This is a genomic window from Pseudomonas sp. DWP2-2, from assembly GCF_049897065.1.
GTDB classification, from domain to species: Bacteria; Pseudomonadota; Gammaproteobacteria; order Pseudomonadales; family Pseudomonadaceae; genus Aquipseudomonas; species Aquipseudomonas paracarnis.
Genome location: NZ_JAFCVN010000013.1, coordinates 137,343 through 154,253, shown reverse-complemented (window position 1 = coordinate 154,253; position 16,911 = coordinate 137,343). Strand labels below are relative to the sequence as shown.

Here is a 16,911-nt window from a genome sequence, read left to right as displayed (position 1 = left end):
CAACGCAAATGGGTGGTCAAGTGGGGTGCAATTTCGCAGTTTTTGAGTGTGAGCGCGTCAATCAGCGGTTAAAGGGGATTAAGGTCTGAGATGCAAGGCGGTGTAGTTCGGACGCTTACCATCCACAAGGCGAAGGGAAAGCAATTCGATGGCGTAATTTTGGTTCGGGAGGCAAGACGGAGCGGGGCGGTTGTGGAGTCATCGTTTATTTGGCGCGACGATCTTCCACCTTACCCTAAAAGTCGCAAAGTGCTTCGGGTTGCGCTGACGCGGGCGCGAACCCATGTGGTTATCTTAGATCCCCAGTGGCCACCTTGTCCCCTGCTTAAAGGCCATCGGTTATAAGCAATCGTTGATGGATACTGCCCGATCTGGCTCCGAAGCGTAGCCGGTAGTCAGGTTGACGTTCGGCCGCCGAAGACTGCGACGGGCCTGCTTTTAATGCAAGGCTAGTTCACAGAATCGCCCAAATAGCCTGTATAGGTCTCAGGTGCCGAAAGAGTTGGTAATGGTGGAGCCGTTGCTTTTGTTAGAGAAACTTCCTTCACTTTTGCTCGACTCGCTGCTCTCTCCTCCTTTCTTTTTGCTCGCTTTTGCGCTTCCTCAAACTCCTGCATGGGATTTTTGATGAAGTGCTGCTCGTACGTCCTCAAAAGCCCCTTGTCTTTGCTAGCGACCGCTTGTGCTAATACATATTCTGCATCACGAAGCTGAATTAGGAATTTATGGCTCTCAGCCTGCCTGGCGCTTACCAGAGATAAGGCTCGTTCAGAGAAGCGGCCACTGGTCCAAAGTTCAAACCTCAGATCCATTCCAGCCCACTCCGAATGTGTCTTAGCGAATGCCCTAAGCACAGGAATCCTTTTATCGAGCCATTTGTTTATTTCATCATCATCAAGTGTGGTGACTGGATGAATTCCTTTGCATTCGATGAAGACGACTTCGTGATTTCTTCGGACTGCCAATACGTCAATTTCGGCTTTATCGCCCAGCAAGTTTTTGACGATTCGGTTCATTTCCTGCTCATAACCAGGAAGGGTGAATTTAGCGATCTGGGCAACGGCGAACTCAAAAAGGCTACCTCTCAAGGTAGAGGCGGCACCTTCAATGCGAGAAAGGTCATCGAAAATTTTCTCCAATGCCTCGGGGTTTTGGGTCAGCTTTGCTGTATCCGTCAGTATCGCGCATAGGTTTTTTAAGGCTTTGGCTACGTCTCGACCAAACAGGCTTTCAGTCGTAGCCGGAATAATCCCCTCTTTTTTGAGTAACGCAAAAGCCTCTGCTTCGTACTCTTCCGCCACAAATATCTGAAGGCACTTACCCACTTTCGGCAGGCTTCTAAGTGTTATGCACTTGCGAACAAACGCGCCAATGTGTTCGAGAGAAACTCTGCCATTCAACGCTAAATCACAAACCAGAAAGCCAGGTTTTACGCCGACAATTGCTTGTCCTCGCATTGGGAATAAATACGACGGCCCTGCCAAATCCCAGTTAAACGTTCCGACCTTAGGCAGATTCGTGGTGTCTTCATCTTCTCGTGTCTCGACTGAGTCATAGCTGACCATGCCCAGATTCCGGGACCAGTCTTTAACTGCCAATAACGTGATTTTTTCCGCGATGAGTCGGCTCTTCATTTTTGCCCAGAGCGACGTTGCGTCCAGGATGTGTTCAACGTCGCATCGTATGATGCAGCTCTCTCCACCTGGAACCGTGATTTCTTTCACTAGGGTCGCTTTGATCAGTCTCTCAAGCAGGCTCTCGGATGAGATGTGTTTTTTCTGGGCTACCGGGGCTCCGCAGGCAATCAGAAAGTGGCCGCGAGGCATGATGTTGTCGCGCAACTCCAATGCGTTGAGAGCAGTGAAGTATGAGCTTCCAGTTTTCTTGAGTGCGACCATTAAGTTTTGAAAGAAAAAGGGGGAGCCGTAATTTTTCTCCAAATACAGGAATCGGGCTCTGTGTGGAAAAATGATATGGCTCAGCTTGCTCATTCCCTCGCAGCCTCGTTCAACCCGTTTCCTGGCAGCGGTCGCATTCAGACCGTGCCGTTGCTCAAGTAGCTTCGACAAGTCGCTGCTTAGCATTGGGCCATCGCGTTTGAGGATTTCTGCGATTGAGTTCGCTGCCATCATGATTCTCCTGGATGTCACACTGCGCTATTTATATCCCTTGTAAACAAGGTGCAGTAGCTGTTTCGCGGCCTTGCTCATTTGCAGAGGTAAAATAAGGCTTTCAAGCCTGGTCGATTCTGATTTTTGCCTGAAATGTCACAATGCGAAATATCAGTCACCCTAAGCGATCAAACGGGGGGCGACTTACATCGCGTAGACACCCTACTACTTTTTTCCCAATCAGAGCGAATTTCGATGTAGGTCTAAGAGCCTGGAGTAGAAGCCATGTGGGCTCATTCGGCGAAGTCGGTTTAATGAAAACAACGAAGATCAGGCCGGCTTGATACCCCATTCGCTGGGAGGAAGAGTCAAAAACGCAGAAGGTCTGCGGGGCGAAGCATACGTTTCCCGTCGAATGCCTCGTTTCAACTGCCAAAACCAGGGCTGCCCGTGAGCGTGCAGCAGTGAAAAGGATCAGGGGTATCTCCTAGTCCACATCCTCATCTTTGCCAGGGATCATTTCTACCCTTACATCGCGAACCGCTTTTGCAAGAAGGGCCTCGAAGCTCGTGCTTGGATCCCGATGCAGATAGCACTGGAGCACAAGTGACAGCGGGGAGATACCCATGATTTCAGCTAGATCGTCTATCACCTTCAGGCTAGGGGAGCGAAGTCCACGCTCCAGTAGGCTGATGTACTCCCTGCTAACCCTCGGTGGGAAGTCGTTCTGGGCCAAATTGGCCTGATGCCGCATATCCCTCAGAGCCAGCGCAAATGCGTCGTTTAGCTCGCGCATGCGGCTACTCCTGAAAAAGGAGTATGTAGCCACATTGAGCTAGCGTTCGCAGCGTACTATAGTACGCCGATAGTAAACGCTTGGAGAGATAATATGTTCGAAACCCACGCGCAAGCGCGATTGCAGAATCCGCTTTTCGCTTTGGAGGAAGGAACGCATCGTTGGGCCTACATCTCACAGACGGCGAATCATGAGTGGTTTTTCTTGACCTACGAAACGTTCGACGGGGAGTTTTCCTCGCAGCAGCAATTCATGATCCCTGCCGTCCGCCACCTATTGGGTTTGGCCTATAGGGATACACCCGAGGAATTTATTCGGGAAATTCAGCTTGTGTCCCCGCCATGGTTGAACGAGAAACGCAGGTGGTTGATGGAGCCGATTCGAGCGATCCATTCGGTCGGTGAGCAGTATTGCTACGAGCTGATGAATGGACAGATTTACCCGTCCGCGCTACTTCGGCATCCCAGAGAAACGTTGTGGTCCAAGGTAGATAGGGCAAATGAATAATTTCATTGAAAGACGCCTCGCTACTAATCACCGAACCCTTCTTTTTCAGCGAGACGGCCCTGAGACGGAAATGTTCGGGTTTGAATGCCTCGACGGTTGGTCGGATCTGATCGAAGGCAGTCTGCTGCTAATCCAGCGATATGCAGAGTTGAGAGCGCTCGACGTGAATATTTCACAAGCGAAAGAAAAGTTCGGTCAGCTCCGGATTTATCAACGTGGGGGCGACGCTAGCGTCGGTATGGCTCTAGAAATCACCGAACTGGTTTCGGGTTGCGTATGCGAGCTGTGCAGCATGCCTGGAGAAGTGATGGCGTTTGAAGGTTGGCTTCTTGCTCGGTGTGAGAAACATCGCGGGACACAGGCTTTAGAACAAATAGACCCTAGGATCGCTGACCAACATTACGTTGCCAGCTATGCGCGAACCGTAGCGTTAATTTTGTCATTCTTCGGAGCGAGCGCCGTACATTGGGTGCAACAGCCAAGCATTGCTTTTGCCGGTCGGCGGCCTTACGAAGTGCTCAATACGAGCGAGGGGTGCGAGGCGGTCTACACGCTTCTGAAGCGACTCGAATATGGCGTTGGGGTGTGATCCTCATGAATGTTATCGCCAACTCAAGAGTAGTGATGGCTGATCACCCAAATCTTGAAGAGCACCTGCGTCGCGAACTGGCGTGGGAGTTTGGTCAAGGGCTAGTCGACTTGAAACACGTACGGAGTCTCGTATCGTCTCCGCTGTTGATGTCGTTTTGCGTAAGAGCCTTCACTCATCCAATGCTTGCAAGCGCCGGGGACACGTATTTGGATACGCGAACGTTGCTCGCGGATTGGCCTCTGAAAACGCGTGCGATATCGTTATGCGAATTTACCCGGTTGGAGGGGATGTTGGCGTTTGTCGATGAATACAGCCTCAGCGATGCATCATTGATAAAGCTCCAAGTCTGGCCATATAGCCCGCAAAGCCTTGATGGTTTCGCGATGGCCATCGCTGTGGCGCTCAGCTACACGCCTTCCGAATTGATGCAGGAATCGAGAATTTCGCTGGCGATAGATGAGTTGGTCGGTGAATGGGGCTATTACGCCGATGGGTTCTGAAGGTTTCGAGGGATAGACGAACGTTGCTGGTGCAATGGGCAGGACAGATATGGAAAGCAAAACTCACGTCAGAATTCACGCCCGACTGATGCCATTTTTTCCCATGCCTCGTCTAGATTGTCCTCCGGAGTTTCTGCCAGCAGGCGTTCAAGCGAAAGCTTTGTACCTTGGGACGGACCATTAGAAACCTCGTGCCCGACGGTTATAGGTTGCTCTGCCAATGCATCTTCGATTGGAGTCAGCTGCTTTTTTCGTGTCATTTTTCTTGCTCCAAAACTCGTCCGTAAGAGTTTAGTGTTTGAGCGGAGGGGAGGGCGTCAAGGTGACAGGTGGCTGGATCCGCCTGCATTACCAATAGGGTTGCAGTCGAGTCCCCCCGATTTAACACTGCGCCTCCAGCAGCGCCTCACGTGTTCTCTTTTTGAGCCGTCGGTATCCGCCAGGTAGCCATGAAGCATAGGAACAGAAGCCCGCACATCACACCGATAAGTACCGAAGCTCCAAAGCTTTCCAAAACAAAAGCTGAGGCGATGGGGCCGCACGCTTGGGCAACAAGGACAGGCCTTGCGAGCAGTCCCATGCGTGCGCCATATCCTTGAGGTCCAAAAAGCGCCAATGGAAGAGTACCGCGAGCGATGGTGAGGATGCCGTTACCCGCACCGTAAAGTGCAATTGCTACGAAGGCCAGCCAAGGCAGGCCTGAGATCAGCAATCCAAGTCCGACGAAGCATAGCAACACTCCCGCTCGTGCGGACCAAGTTGGGTGGAGATTCCTTCCAATGGAAAACTCCGCAACCCGCGCCACCACTTGCGAGGGTCCGATCACCATGCCGAGCGCCAAGGCCATAGCGTTCGCGATCCCCAACTGCTTGAGAATATTGAGCAGGTGTACCGAGATACCAGATACCACCAGTGCCAGTGCCGTTAGCATGCCGCCAATCAAGAAAAACAGATAATTGGAGGTCTTTGGGCGAAGCGCAGCCCCCCCTAGTGATTTGGTTATAACGGGGTGGGGCGGTTGTTTTGTGCTTCCAGGAATCAACAGCGCATGAATAGGGAATCCGATTAGCAGATGAGTCGCAGCGATAGCAAAGCAGGCGCCCCTCCAACCGATCCAACTCTCCAGTCCCGCTATCACCGGCCAGCCTATGGTGCTTGCGAAGCCGCCTAAAAGGGTCAGTCCGGTAATGGAGGTTCGAGCCTCTTCGCCGAAAAGTCGTCCCAGGGTTGAGAAGGCTGCGTCGTATAGACCCGCCGCCATGGCGACGCCGATCAGCGTCCAGGCGAGGTAGTACGTGGCAAGGTTTCCCGCCAGCCCCATCAGTAACATGCCAAGAGCCAGGAGCAGTGAGCTGGCAGCCAGGATAGAGCGTCCGCCATGACGATCAATCTGACGACCAACTGCCGGCGAGGAAGCTCCCGCTATCAGCATTCCCCAAGACAGACCACCCACTGCGCTGGTAATGGACCACCCGGTTTCTTTGGCTATAGGAGTCGCAAGCACTGCCGGCAAGTAATAGGTCGTAGCCCAGGCAATAATCTGGGTGAAACCCATTGCCCATACGAGCCTGGAGCGATTGATCGGAGAATGAATCTGCTGTGGAAATGACACGACCGATGCGCTCATTTTTAGTTGTTAGTAACAACAAGCTAGCGCCTTCTTCTGGCTATCGTCAATCTAAGTTCGTTGTTGACGCCTCCGAGATTCGAGGATTACTGTTGCAGCTAACAACTAATTTGTGACGGTTATGACGAAGCTTAAAAACGATCAGCTGACTCAGGATTCCGAGGACTTGCATGAGGCGCTGAACCAGCTGGTTCGCGTCTATCAGTTCCGTGATCGCGACCGGATCTGCTGTTACGACGTATCGGTAACCCAATGCTATGCCGTCGAGACGCTTGTCAAAAGGGGCGCGCTGCGCCTTCAGGTCTTGGCGGAAGAAATGTTCTTGGACAAAAGCACGGCAAGCCGAGTGATCGATACCTTAGAGCGTAAAGGGTATGTGTCTCGCGTTGAGGATGATGAAGATCGACGTGCAGTCCGAATCCAGGCAACGGATTCTGGACGGGAGCTATACGAGAAAATCAGAGCTGACCTGATTGCTGAGGAGCGAGCGATGATCGAGAACATCTCGGCTGAAGCCAGGCAAGGAGCACTGAGTTTGCTTAGGCAGATTACGCGGGCCACGGAGATTCGCTGCGGGCTCGTGAGTGAGTGTTGCCCAGCCGTGAAGAGCAAGGATTGAAAGGGAAAACTTCCTTTTAGAAGCAATGTTGTTACTACCAACCGAGTGGGGCTCGAATAATGCTAACAATGCAAACGCTGATGCGATTTCGTTTAGCTGAACGCTTAGATGCTACCAAAATGGCAGCCATCTACAACCAAGGTATTGAGGATCGTAGCTCTACGTTTGAAACAACTCCTGTATGTGCATCAGACATGTTTGATCGCATTAACTCAGTAGAACGCTACCCGGTAGTGGTCATGGTTGATGTGGCTGATCAGGTTGTTGGATGGGCTGGACTCAGTAGTTATCGCACCCGAGCCTGTTACGACGGCGTTGCAGATTTCTCCATTTATGTAGATCGCGATGTTCGCGGCTACGGGTTCGGCAAACAGTTGCTTCAGGCATTGCTGGACGAAGCCGAAGCTCGCGGATTCTGGAAGGTTCTTTCGCGTATTTTTACCTTCAATCACGCCAGTCTTGCACTGTGTGAAGCCTGCGGTTTTCGTCAGGTGGGGGTGTATGAAAAGCACGCCTGCCTGGAAGGGCGCTGGCTTGACTGTACGATTGTCGAACGCCTGTTTCCGGTCAATCAGCCAGTCTGAAAAAGGAATGGACCATGGTGAACAACGATCTTCCCGTTGCCATAATCGGAGCAGGGCCGGTGGGCCTGGCGACAGCCGTTCACCTATTGGCCCGAGGGATCACACCGTTGATTTTCGACGCTGGTCCGAAAGCTGGGTCCAGCATCGAAGAATGGGCGCATGTGAAGATGTTTTCTCCGTGGCAGTTCAATGTGGACAAGGAGGCGGCCAAACTTTTGCTGGCCGATGGCTGGATTCCACCACCGGAGAACGAGTATCCAACGGGTCGTGAACTGCTGGACCGGTTTGTTCGACCTCTCGCAGACCTCGAACAGATCAAGCGTCACTTGCAGCTCAATACCCGTGTTCTGGCAGCCACTCGCATCGGTCAGGATGTGATGAAGACCCAGGGCAGATCGGCTGCCCCTTTTTTGCTACGCGTCGCAGGACCAACGGGTGAACAGGATGTGCTGGCCAGCGCTCTCATCGATGCCTCGGGCACGTACCTGACGCCGAACTGGATGGGTGCCCATGGTATCCCTGCCTTGGGCGAGATCGAGCATGCAGCGCACATCGCGTACGGCATCCCGGAGGTATTGAGTCGTGCCCGGAATCGCTATGCCAACAAAAGAGTGCTGGTAGTAGGTGGTGGTCACTCCGCGTTTAACACCCTCCAGGATCTGGTACGGCTGACTCAGGAGGCACCGCAAACCAAAGTGCTATGGGCAATCCGGGGTAATTCTCTTGAGCGCATTCTGGGCGGTGGTGCGAATGATCAATTGGAAGAGCGCGGAAAGCTCGGCCTGAAGATTCGCCAATTGCTGAATGACGGCGTGATCGAGCTGTTCAAAAGCGTCGCTATCGATCAGGTAGTAGGCAATGCCCAAGGGTTGGTCGTGAAGGCGGGAGGCCAGTTATTTCCACCTGTGGACGAAATCATTGTGGCGACTGGATTCCGCCCAGACCTGAGTCTGCTCGCCGAGCTGCGTATCTCACTTGACCCAACAACCCAAAGTGCAGTGTTGCTCGCTTCAATGATCGACCCCAACCAGCACAGCTGCGGTACGGTCAGGCCTCACGGCGCAGTAGAACTTTCCCATCCAGAGGAAGGTTTCTTCATTGTGAGGATGAAGAGCTATGGCCGGGCGCCTACGTTTTTGTTAATGACGGGGTATGAACAGGTACGGTCTGTTGTCGCGGCGTTGGCGGGTGATTGGGAGGCGGCCAAAAGGGTTGAGCTGATCCTTCCGGCAACTGGCATTTGCAACTCGGATTTCGATGAGGCTGATGATCGCCTTGAAGCTTCGGCTAGTCAGACATCTTGTTGCGCGACGGCGGGAACATTTCCTGAGGCCGCACCTCTTACCTCGCCGGGTTGTTGCAAAGCCTAGAGCACTGCCGCCTAACCCGCCCTCGACGTCCGGGGCAGGTTAGGGGCGCCCTTCTTATTTCTTCTGCTTGTCCAGGTAGTCCTTGAACCAAGGAACGACCTTTTTCTGCTTGCGCGACAGACTCATTACAAAAACCATATATACCGCCGCAGATATTTGTAGATAACTGGAAAGCGAGTTACGTGACTGACGCGGCAATATAGGGCTTTCATTGAAGCTGGACGGCGGAATCCAAACGTTTTTATGGATTACTGTGCCATTAGCTCTTTACCTGGTATACGGAAAATCATATATTCGTTATACCGTATATGAGCTGAGATTTCACAATGACCAGCAAAGCCCGTGTCCTGTTCGTCTGTACCGCCAATGCGGCCCGCTCTCCGTTGGCCCAAGCGTTGCTGAGGCATACCGATTCGGAGCATTTCGAGGCGTTCAGCGCCGGCACAACTCCGACTCAGGTCGATCCACGCACCTTCGAGGCACTCTCCCACATCGGTGTGAGCACGGAGGGATTACGTAGCAAGTCGATAGACGAGTTCCGTGGTGAGCGTTTCGATTACGTCATCACCTTGTGTGATAAAGCCGCAGCGGAATGCCTGTCCTTACCTGGAGCCGAGGAGGCATTGGCCTGGAGTTTTGACGACCCGGTTACCAGCACCAAACCCGATGCCTTCCGTCACACCCTTCACGAAATTCATGAGCGCATCAAGATGTTCGTCTTGGTCAAAAACAAACACTGAGAAAACGATATGGCTGACCATCTGACACCGACCACTGTTTTCAAATGCCTTGCTGACGACACTCGGGTCCGCACGATGATGCTCATCACCCGTGAAGGAGAGCTTTGTGTTTGCGAGCTGACCTGCGCGTTGAACGAGAGTCAGCCAAAAATCTCCAGGCACCTAGCGCAACTGCGTACTTGCGGCCTGTTGTCGGACCGTCGGCAAGGCCAATGGGTGTATTACCGACTGCACCCGAATCTTCCTGATTGGGTTCATCAAGTGCTGACCACCGTGCTGAAAAGCAACAAGCACTGGTTGAGCCCTGATGCCAAACGCCTTGATGAAATGGGTGACCGTCCTGAACGGGCAGCCGTGTGCTGTGAAAGCAAAATCGCCTGATTCCGCCTTCGACTACGAGATCGCTCGATGAAAATCCTGTTCCTGTGCACTGCCAATAGCTGCCGCAGCATCCTTTGTGAAGCAGTCTTCAATCACTTGGCGCCGGAAGGTATGAAAGCCTACAGCGCGGGCAGTCAGCCGAAAGGCGAAGTACATCCGCTGAGTCTCAAGACGTTAGAAAGCGCTGGTATTTCGACGGAGGGATTGATCAGTAAGTCCAGCGATGTCCATGTGAACTTGGCTCCTGATTTCGTCATCACGGTGTGCGACAAGGCTGCCGGTGAGGCCTGCCCGGTATTTTTCGGACCGGCCACGAAGGCGCACTGGGGGTTGGCTGACCCGTCGGAATACCACGGGACTCAAGAAGAGATCGGGGCGGCTTTTGAGGCCACTTTGGAGCAGATCAGAACCCGTATTGAAGCCTTTCTGGCTTTACCGCTTTCCCAGCTGAGTGCCGAACAGCTCAAGGCAGAGCTGGCCCTGATTGGCACGCTGTAATCACAGGAGCATTGATCATGAGTAAAAGCCGCCTTTCGTTCCTCGACCGTTATCTGACGCTGTGGATTTTTCTCGCCATGGCCTTGGGGATCGGTCTGGGGAGCCTGTTCGAAGGCTGGCCGCAGTGGCTCAACAGTCTTTCCGTGGGCACAACCAACATACCCATCGCTATCGGCTTGATCGTGATGATGTATCCGCCTCTGGCCAAGGTTCGTTATGAGGAACTGCCGGAGGTCTTCAAGGACAAGCGCATCCTCGTTTTGTCCTTGGTCCAGAACTGGGTCATCGGCCCGGTGTTGATGTTCGCACTGGCGATCATCTTCCTTCGGGACCAGCCGGAATACATGACCGGCCTGATCCTGATCGGCTTGGCTCGTTGCATCGCGATGGTGCTGGTCTGGAACCAGATCGCGGGTGGCAACAATCAGTACGTCGCCGGGCTGGTTGCGTTCAACAGCATCTTCCAGATCCTGTTTTTCAGTGTGTATGCCTGGATTTTCCTGGGGCTGTTGCCGCCGCTGTTCGGGCTGGAAGGCAGCGTGATTGAGACCAGCTTTGTCAGCATTGCCGAGTCGGTCCTGATCTACCTGGGTGTGCCGTTCCTGGCTGGCTTCCTGACTCGCAAAATCCTTATCGCCCGTAAAGGTGAAGTCTGGTTTAAGGAGCGCTTCATTCCCAAGATCAGCCCGCTGACGCTGGTGGCACTGCTGTTGACCATCGTGGCCATGTTCAGCCTCAAGGGCGACGTGGTGCTGCAATTACCATTGGATGTATTGCGCATCGCGATTCCTCTGACGATCTATTTCGTCGTGATGTTTTTCATCAGCTTCTGGTTGGGCAAGCTGCTCAAAGCTGATTACCCACGCACCACCGCACTGGCTTTCACCGCCGCAAGCAACAACTTTGAACTGGCGATTGCCGTGGCCATTGCCAACTTCGGCCTCGCTTCCCCAGTGGCCTTCGCCACGGTTATCGGCCCGCTGGTGGAAGTGCCGGTACTGATTTCTCTGGTCGGTGTTGCCCTTTGGTTGAAACGCCGCTGGTTCGATGAATCCAAGAGCGCCGTAGCGCAGGACAAAGACTATGTTTGATGACCACATCCCCCAGCTCGATACTGACCTGATTGATCTTCCTTCGACAGATAAGCTCGGTATCGAAAAGACCTCCATCCACAAACCGCGCATTTTGCTGCTGTACGGATCGACGCGTGAACGCTCTTTCAGTCGTTTGCTGGTCGAGGAAGCAGCTCGGTTGCTGGAGCACTTCGGCGCCGAGACGCGGATTTTCAACCCGTCAGGCTTACCGCTGCCAGATGACGCACCAGACGATCACCCGCGTGTGAAGGAACTGCGTGACTTGGTGTTGTGGTCCGAGGGGCAGGTCTGGTGCTCTCCAGAGCGTCACGGAAATATGAGCGCAGTTTTCAAAGCGCAGATTGATTGGGTGCCTCTCGCAATGGGCGCGGTACGCCCGACTCAAGGCAAAACCCTCGCCGTTATGCAGGTCTGCGGCGGCTCACAGTCGTTCAACGTCGTTAATCAGCTGCGAGTGCTGGGACGGTGGATGCGCATGTTCACCATTCCCAACCAATCGTCCGTACCGAAGGCCTACATGGAATTCGACGATAACGGCCGGATGAAACCTTCTCCATTCTACGACCGCGTCGTGGATGTGATGGAAGAGTTGGTGAAATTCACGCTGTTGCTTCGTGACCGTCAGGACTATCTGGTGGATCGTTATTCCGAGCGCAAAGAGTCAGCGGAAGAACTCATGAAACGTGTCAATCAGCGCTCCATCTGAGGATTTTTTACCGTGCTACAACACCCATATTCCGTACTGCCCTTGGCACAGTTCGATGGCCAATTGATTTTCACCCCGTGTCCAGGCACGAAGGGCACCCTGCCTTTCGAGGCGCTGCAAACCCTCAAAGATGCAGGGGCTTCAGTGTTGCTGACGCTGATGCCAACCGAGGAGCTGCTTCAGAACGAGATCGACCTTCTGCCCGAAGAATGTCAGCTGCTCGGCATCGAGTGGTTCCACTTGCCAGTAGAGGACGATCAGGCTCCAGGCGACGCATTTAAAACCGCATGGGAGCAGCACCATCCGCGACTCAAGCAACTACTGACCGAAGGGAAAACCATCGCCATTCATTGCAAGGGCGGCTCGGGCCGTACCGGGTTGGTCGCCGCTCAGTTGTTGATCGAAAGTGGTGTGCCATTCAGCGATGCCATTCGCGACGTTCAGTCGTTACGTCCACGCGCCATTCAGCATCCTGCCCATATCGAATACATCGGCCAGTTCGACACCCAGTCGAACTCCCACTGACTACAGATACAGAGCACAACAACATGACTATCAAAGTTGGCATCAATGGTTTTGGCCGGATCGGTCGCCTCGCTCTGCGAGCATCCTGGAGCTGGCCAGAGTTTGAGTTCGTACAGATCAACGATCCAGCGGGTGACGCGGCAACGCACGCGCATTTGATCAACTTCGACTCGGTGCATGGTCGTTGGCACAACGAAGCCAGTGCAGAAGGCGATCATGTGGTGATTGGCGGCAAGCGCATCAAGGTGACCGCGAACAAAGCGATTGCGGACACCGACTGGTCGGATTGCGATCTGGTGATCGAGGCCAGCGGCAAGATGAAAACCGTCGCTGTGCTTCAGGCTTACCTCGACCAAGGCGTAAAGCGTGTGGTGGTCTGCGCTCCGGTGAAGGAAAAAGGCGCGCTGAACGTCGTCATGGGCGTCAATCATCAGCTGTTCAATGCGGCGGAACATCGCATCGTCACCGCTGCTTCGTGCACCACCAACTGTCTGGCGCCAGTGGTGAAAGTCATCCACGAAAAGCTGGGCATTCGCCACGGTTCGATCACCACCATCCACGACCTGACCAACACCCAAAGCATTCTCGATCAGCCGCACAAGGATCTGCGCCGTGCGCGTGCTTCGGGGATGAGTTTGATTCCGACCAGCACCGGCTCGGCCACCGCCATCGCCGAAATTTTCCCAGAGCTGCGTGGGCGACTGAATGGTCACGCCGTACGCGTGCCGCTAGCCAACGCTTCGCTGACTGACTGTGTCTTTGAAGTCGAGCGCGCCACGACCGTCGAAGAAGTGAACCAGTTCCTCAAGGACGCTTCCGAGAACGAGCTGAAAGACATCCTCGGTTTCGAGACGCGTCCATTGGTGTCCATCGACTATCGCACAGATCCACGCTCATCGATCATCGATGCGCTGTCGACCATGGTCATCAACGGTACACAGGTCAAACTCTATGCCTGGTACGACAACGAGTGGGGCTATGCCAACCGCACCGTCGAACTGGCCAAAATGGTCGGTCTGGCAGTTTAAGGAGCGGTCATGAAAGCGTTGTCAGCCCTCGCGCCGGAAGTGCGGCAGTACCTACTCGTTACGGGCAACTACTGGGCCTTCACTCTCACCGATGGTGCTCTGCGCATGTTGGTGGTGCTGCACTTTCACGCATTGGGCTACAGCCCACTTCAAATCGCGGCGTTGTTTCTGTTCTACGAACTCTTTGGCGTGATCACCAACCTGGTGGGCGGTTATCTCGGTGCTCGGCTGGGTCTGAACCGAACCATGAACATCGGGCTGGGCATTCAGGTTGCGGCGCTGCTGATGCTGACCGTCCCGGTAGCCTGGTTAACCATCCCGTGGGTGATGGGCGCTCAGGCGCTGTCGGGGATTGCCAAAGACCTGAACAAGATGAGCGCCAAAAGCTCCATTAAGCTTCTGGTTCCGGATGGGCAACAGGGCAAGCTCTACAAGTGGGTGGCGATCCTCACTGGCTCGAAGAACGCACTCAAGGGCGTCGGTTTCTTTCTTGGCGGAGCCTTGCTGGCCTTGATCGGCTTCAAAGGCGCCTTGCTGTCCATGGCGGGTGTCCTGGCGCTGATCTGGATCAGCAGCTTGATTCTGTTGAAGAAGGACCTGGGCAAGGCCAAAGCCAAGCCAAAATTTCGCGACATCCTGTCCAAGAGCCGGGCGATCAATATCCTCTCAGCGGCCCGAATGTTCCTGTTCGGCGCCCGCGATGTCTGGTTTGTGGTGGCCTTGCCGGTGTACCTGAGCAGCGTCTTCGGCTGGGACTTCTGGGAGGTTGGCGGCTTCCTTGCGGCCTGGGTGATTGGCTACGGCATTGTGCAATCCTTCGCGCCTAACATCACCGGAAAGAAACATGGGCACGTACCGGATGGTCGTGCTGCATTTTTGTGGGCACTTGCACTGGCAGGTCTGCCGGCGGCAATCGCTCTCGGGCTGAACACTGGGCTGTCGCAGCAGATGGTGCTACTCGGCGGATTAATGGTCTTTGGCGCGCTGTTCGCGGTGAATTCGTCGCTGCACAGCTATCTGATCGTGTCCTACGCTAAGGAAGACGGCGTTTCGCTGGACGTGGGGTTTTATTACATGTCCAACGCTATGGGACGACTGATCGGCACGGTGCTCTCCGGTTGGGTGTATCAGCTGTATGGGCTGAGTGCGTGCTTGTGGATATCGAGCGCATTCGTGCTGTTCGCAGCTTTGATTTCGATAGCCCTGCCTCGGCATGCAAATCACTGAAATAGTCCCTTGGTCTATTTCTGGCAACACCAGATGCCGCCATTCTGCTGTCTTTACATTGTGACGAAATGCTTCGTCAGTTAACTGCGACTCGACAGCGATTCAATGATGCGACATTGCTCTATAACACCCCCCTGACAGCAAACGCTCAGTCGTGTCAGTTCGGCTTCTAAACCGCGTAAGTCTTGAATGCGCATTCGCACCTGTTCTAATTGACCTTGAACTTTCGCATCCACGGCGGCGCAGGAAGCATCGCGTCGATCAGCAAGGCCCAACAGGTCACGAATGTCATCCACGCTGAACCCCAGCGCTCGGCTGCGGCGAATAAACAACAACCGATTGCGCTCTTCGTCCGTGTAAAAGCGGTAGCCCGATGAAGACCTTCCAGCAGAAGGCAGCAGCCCCGACTGTTCGTAATAGCGGATGGTTACGGCTTTGGTATCGGTCAGCTTCGCCAAGGCACCGATCGTGTACGTGGGCGCATTCATTTCTCTTGACCTTATAGTTGCTAGAACCCTCATTGTACTCGCGCTAGGCGACAAGCAAATCCATGCTCAGCCTCCGAACGCTACATAGGGCTCTGATTCGATGACAACCACACATCAAGTACGTCGGTCCGAAGCATGGCCGCTTCTGCTCTGCGCATGGCTGCTTGCCCTTATAGCAACGCTTTCAGTGTTGTTTGTTGGGGAGATTATGGGGCAAGTGCCCTGTGTGCTCTGCTGGTTCCAACGTGCATTCATGTTCCCCCTCGTTCTGGTGCTGGGCGTAGCTTGCTACCTGTCGGACGCGGGTGTCTGGCGTTATGCGATGCCATTAGCCGTTATGGGCTGGTTCATCGCGCTGTATCACAATCTGCTGTATTTCGGACTGATCCCTGAAAGCATCAAGCCCTGTGGGGCCGGTCCATCCTGCTCTGGCGCGGACATGACTATCCTCAGTGGGGTTCCGTTGCCACTGTTATCGCTCGGTGTGTTCAGCATTCTGATCATTCTTTTTGCCTTCATCCGTCGGAGATTCACCGTATGAGCAGACGCACTGTCGTCCTCGCCATCAGCGTGCTAGCCATTGTTGGCTTTGCCGCCGCCGCTTTTTTTTTTAACCGCGCCGTCACGGTTCCTCAGGCCACGGCACCCGTGCCGCAAAACAGCGCGCTGGAACGGTTCAACTCTCCAAGTTTCGGCCCAGCCAACGCGCCGGTGACTATTGTCGAGTTCTTCGACCCATCGTGTGAAAGCTGCCGTGCTTTCTACCCTATCGTGAAAAAGATGATGTCCCAGCACCCTGCCGATACCCGCTTGGTGTTGCGCTATGTGAGGCTTCACGTAGGGTCAGAAGAAGCTATTCGCATTCTTGAGACTGCCCGTAAACAAGGCGTATTTGTGCCGGTACTTGAAGCAGTCCTGGCGGCCCAACCGCAGTGGCATGATGATGCGCGAGCTTCAGCCGCATGGGATGCAGCGGCTCAGGCAGGCCTGGACGTAAACAAGGCCCGTGAGGACATGATGTCGCCTGATATCACCGCCACGATAGAAAGAGATGCCGTTGATGCCAAAACCGTAGGCGTAAGCGGAACACCAACATTTTTCGTCAATGGCAAGCCACTGACCAATTTCGGTGCTCAGCAGCTCTATGATCTGATCTGGAGCGAGGTCAATCAGTCACGTTGAACAGGAATGGTCGCGCTGGGAAATGCTTCAAAGCATCGAATCAGCGCTTGACCTTATAGTGGCTATAGGGTGTTCACTCTCACCATGAATAGTGGAGAGCGTTCTCATGAAAACCTGTTGCGATGACAAGCAAGCACCCGAAAATCACACCGGCGTGGACGTTTTTGATCCTGTCGCGTCCAAGAGCTGCTGTGCGACTTCCGCAACATCGGGTGAGAGCGAGACAGTTCGAGATCAAGCCACCAGTTGCTGTTCTCCAAAGACCTTAGACGTGAATCCAGCGCTTTCAACGACCAAAAGTGCGGACTGCTGCTCTGCTGGTGGGAATCTCGGCAA

At 54.0% G+C, this 16,911-nt stretch carries 22 protein-coding genes; 17 read left to right on the top strand and 5 right to left on the bottom strand.

Annotation, left to right across the window (positions count from 1 at the left end):
• The first annotated feature begins 90 nt into the window (after nucleotides 1-90).
• Nucleotides 91-345, top strand: coding sequence for a hypothetical protein (locus tag ACP7CZ_RS23275; RefSeq protein WP_365692412.1), 255 nt, complete (start codon nucleotides 91-93; stop codon nucleotides 343-345).
• 104 nt (nucleotides 346-449) lie between these two features.
• On the opposite strand, the gene ACP7CZ_RS23270 is transcribed toward ACP7CZ_RS23275, so the two are convergent.
• A complete protein-coding gene (locus ACP7CZ_RS23270) occupies nucleotides 450-2,129 on the bottom strand; it encodes a hypothetical protein (RefSeq protein WP_294363416.1) in 1,680 nt (559 codons plus the stop codon).
• A 469-nt stretch (nucleotides 2,130-2,598) separates the two neighbouring features.
• Complete coding sequence (locus ACP7CZ_RS23265) at nucleotides 2,599-2,907, bottom strand: helix-turn-helix domain-containing protein (RefSeq protein ID WP_294167112.1); 309 nt, start codon at nucleotides 2,905-2,907, stop codon at nucleotides 2,599-2,601.
• Nucleotides 2,908-3,000: 93 nt separating this feature from the next.
• On the opposite strand from ACP7CZ_RS23265, the gene ACP7CZ_RS23260 reads away from it, so the two are divergent.
• The 3 genes from ACP7CZ_RS23260 to ACP7CZ_RS23250 are packed head-to-tail and all read left to right on the top strand — an operon-like array spanning nucleotide 3,001 to nucleotide 4,506.
• A complete protein-coding gene (locus tag ACP7CZ_RS23260) occupies nucleotides 3,001-3,414 on the top strand; it encodes a hypothetical protein (protein WP_294167113.1) in 414 nt (137 codons plus the stop codon).
• Nucleotides 3,407-4,003 (top strand): MbcA/ParS/Xre antitoxin family protein, encoded by a 597-nt coding sequence (locus ACP7CZ_RS23255; RefSeq protein ID WP_294167114.1) that lies wholly within the window; start codon nucleotides 3,407-3,409, stop codon nucleotides 4,001-4,003. Before ACP7CZ_RS23260 ends, ACP7CZ_RS23255 begins: the two co-directional genes overlap by 8 nt.
• A gap of 5 nt (nucleotides 4,004-4,008) precedes the next feature.
• Nucleotides 4,009-4,506: a hypothetical protein gene (locus ACP7CZ_RS23250; protein WP_294167115.1), complete on the top strand. Its 498-nt coding sequence runs from the start codon at nucleotides 4,009-4,011 to the stop codon at nucleotides 4,504-4,506.
• 68 nt (nucleotides 4,507-4,574) lie between these two features.
• On the opposite strand, the gene ACP7CZ_RS23245 is transcribed toward ACP7CZ_RS23250, so the two are convergent.
• Nucleotides 4,575-4,766 (bottom strand): hypothetical protein, encoded by a 192-nt coding sequence (locus tag ACP7CZ_RS23245; protein ID WP_294167117.1) that lies wholly within the window; start codon nucleotides 4,764-4,766, stop codon nucleotides 4,575-4,577.
• Nucleotides 4,767-4,912: 146 nt separating this feature from the next.
• On the bottom strand, nucleotides 4,913-6,133 hold the full coding sequence (locus tag ACP7CZ_RS23240) for an MFS transporter (RefSeq protein ID WP_426175204.1): 1,221 nt from the start codon (nucleotides 6,131-6,133) through the stop codon (nucleotides 4,913-4,915).
• Nucleotides 6,134-6,254: 121 nt separating this feature from the next.
• Here ACP7CZ_RS23240 and ACP7CZ_RS23235 point away from each other — a divergent pair, with 121 nt between their 5' ends.
• The 11 genes from ACP7CZ_RS23235 (at nucleotide 6,255) to arsJ (ending at nucleotide 14,905) form a co-directional block, all read left to right on the top strand.
• Entirely contained in the window at nucleotides 6,255-6,752 is a 498-nt protein-coding gene (locus tag ACP7CZ_RS23235) for a MarR family winged helix-turn-helix transcriptional regulator (RefSeq protein ID WP_294167121.1), read from the top strand.
• Between the two features lie 80 nt (nucleotides 6,753-6,832).
• Nucleotides 6,833-7,336: an arsinothricin resistance N-acetyltransferase ArsN1 family A gene (locus ACP7CZ_RS23230; protein WP_294169290.1), complete on the top strand. Its 504-nt coding sequence runs from the start codon at nucleotides 6,833-6,835 to the stop codon at nucleotides 7,334-7,336.
• Between the two features lie 14 nt (nucleotides 7,337-7,350).
• The gene (locus ACP7CZ_RS23225; RefSeq protein WP_294167124.1) at nucleotides 7,351-8,706 is read left to right on the top strand and encodes an FAD-dependent oxidoreductase; all 1,356 of its coding nucleotides are present in this window, start codon (nucleotides 7,351-7,353) and stop codon (nucleotides 8,704-8,706) included.
• A gap of 326 nt (nucleotides 8,707-9,032) precedes the next feature.
• Entirely contained in the window at nucleotides 9,033-9,446 is a 414-nt protein-coding gene (locus ACP7CZ_RS23220; protein WP_070415433.1) for an arsenate reductase ArsC, read from the top strand.
• A 9-nt stretch (nucleotides 9,447-9,455) separates the two neighbouring features.
• A complete protein-coding gene (locus ACP7CZ_RS23215; RefSeq protein ID WP_070415434.1) occupies nucleotides 9,456-9,827 on the top strand; it encodes a metalloregulator ArsR/SmtB family transcription factor in 372 nt (123 codons plus the stop codon).
• A gap of 27 nt (nucleotides 9,828-9,854) precedes the next feature.
• Entirely contained in the window at nucleotides 9,855-10,325 is a 471-nt protein-coding gene (locus tag ACP7CZ_RS23210) for an arsenate reductase ArsC (RefSeq protein ID WP_070415435.1), read from the top strand.
• 17 nt (nucleotides 10,326-10,342) lie between these two features.
• Complete coding sequence (gene arsB / locus ACP7CZ_RS23205; RefSeq protein WP_294167127.1) at nucleotides 10,343-11,416, top strand: ACR3 family arsenite efflux transporter; 1,074 nt, start codon at nucleotides 10,343-10,345, stop codon at nucleotides 11,414-11,416.
• The gene (arsH, locus tag ACP7CZ_RS23200; RefSeq protein ID WP_294167129.1) at nucleotides 11,409-12,125 is read left to right on the top strand and encodes an arsenical resistance protein ArsH; all 717 of its coding nucleotides are present in this window, start codon (nucleotides 11,409-11,411) and stop codon (nucleotides 12,123-12,125) included. The genes arsB and arsH overlap by 8 nt, the downstream gene beginning before the upstream one ends.
• 12 nt (nucleotides 12,126-12,137) lie before the next feature.
• Entirely contained in the window at nucleotides 12,138-12,650 is a 513-nt protein-coding gene (locus ACP7CZ_RS23195) for a tyrosine-protein phosphatase (RefSeq protein WP_294167131.1), read from the top strand.
• A gap of 23 nt (nucleotides 12,651-12,673) precedes the next feature.
• Nucleotides 12,674-13,678 (top strand): ArsJ-associated glyceraldehyde-3-phosphate dehydrogenase, encoded by a 1,005-nt coding sequence (locus ACP7CZ_RS23190; protein WP_294167134.1) that lies wholly within the window; start codon nucleotides 12,674-12,676, stop codon nucleotides 13,676-13,678.
• Nucleotides 13,679-13,687: 9 nt separating this feature from the next.
• Nucleotides 13,688-14,905, top strand: coding sequence for an organoarsenical effux MFS transporter ArsJ (gene arsJ, locus ACP7CZ_RS23185; protein ID WP_294167137.1), 1,218 nt, complete (start codon nucleotides 13,688-13,690; stop codon nucleotides 14,903-14,905).
• 80 nt (nucleotides 14,906-14,985) lie between these two features.
• Here the strand turns inward: arsJ and ACP7CZ_RS23180 are convergent, their stop codons facing one another.
• Nucleotides 14,986-15,393: a MerR family transcriptional regulator gene (locus tag ACP7CZ_RS23180; RefSeq protein WP_294167139.1), complete on the bottom strand. Its 408-nt coding sequence runs from the start codon at nucleotides 15,391-15,393 to the stop codon at nucleotides 14,986-14,988.
• Between the two features lie 100 nt (nucleotides 15,394-15,493).
• On the opposite strand from ACP7CZ_RS23180, the gene ACP7CZ_RS23175 reads away from it, so the two are divergent.
• Together ACP7CZ_RS23175 and ACP7CZ_RS23170 are read left to right on the top strand one after the other, a co-directional pair.
• Complete coding sequence (locus ACP7CZ_RS23175; protein WP_294167143.1) at nucleotides 15,494-15,934, top strand: disulfide bond formation protein B; 441 nt, start codon at nucleotides 15,494-15,496, stop codon at nucleotides 15,932-15,934.
• Complete coding sequence (locus ACP7CZ_RS23170; protein ID WP_294167146.1) at nucleotides 15,931-16,575, top strand: DsbA family protein; 645 nt, start codon at nucleotides 15,931-15,933, stop codon at nucleotides 16,573-16,575. Before ACP7CZ_RS23175 ends, ACP7CZ_RS23170 begins: the two co-directional genes overlap by 4 nt.
• Nucleotides 16,576-16,911 lie beyond the last annotated feature (336 nt).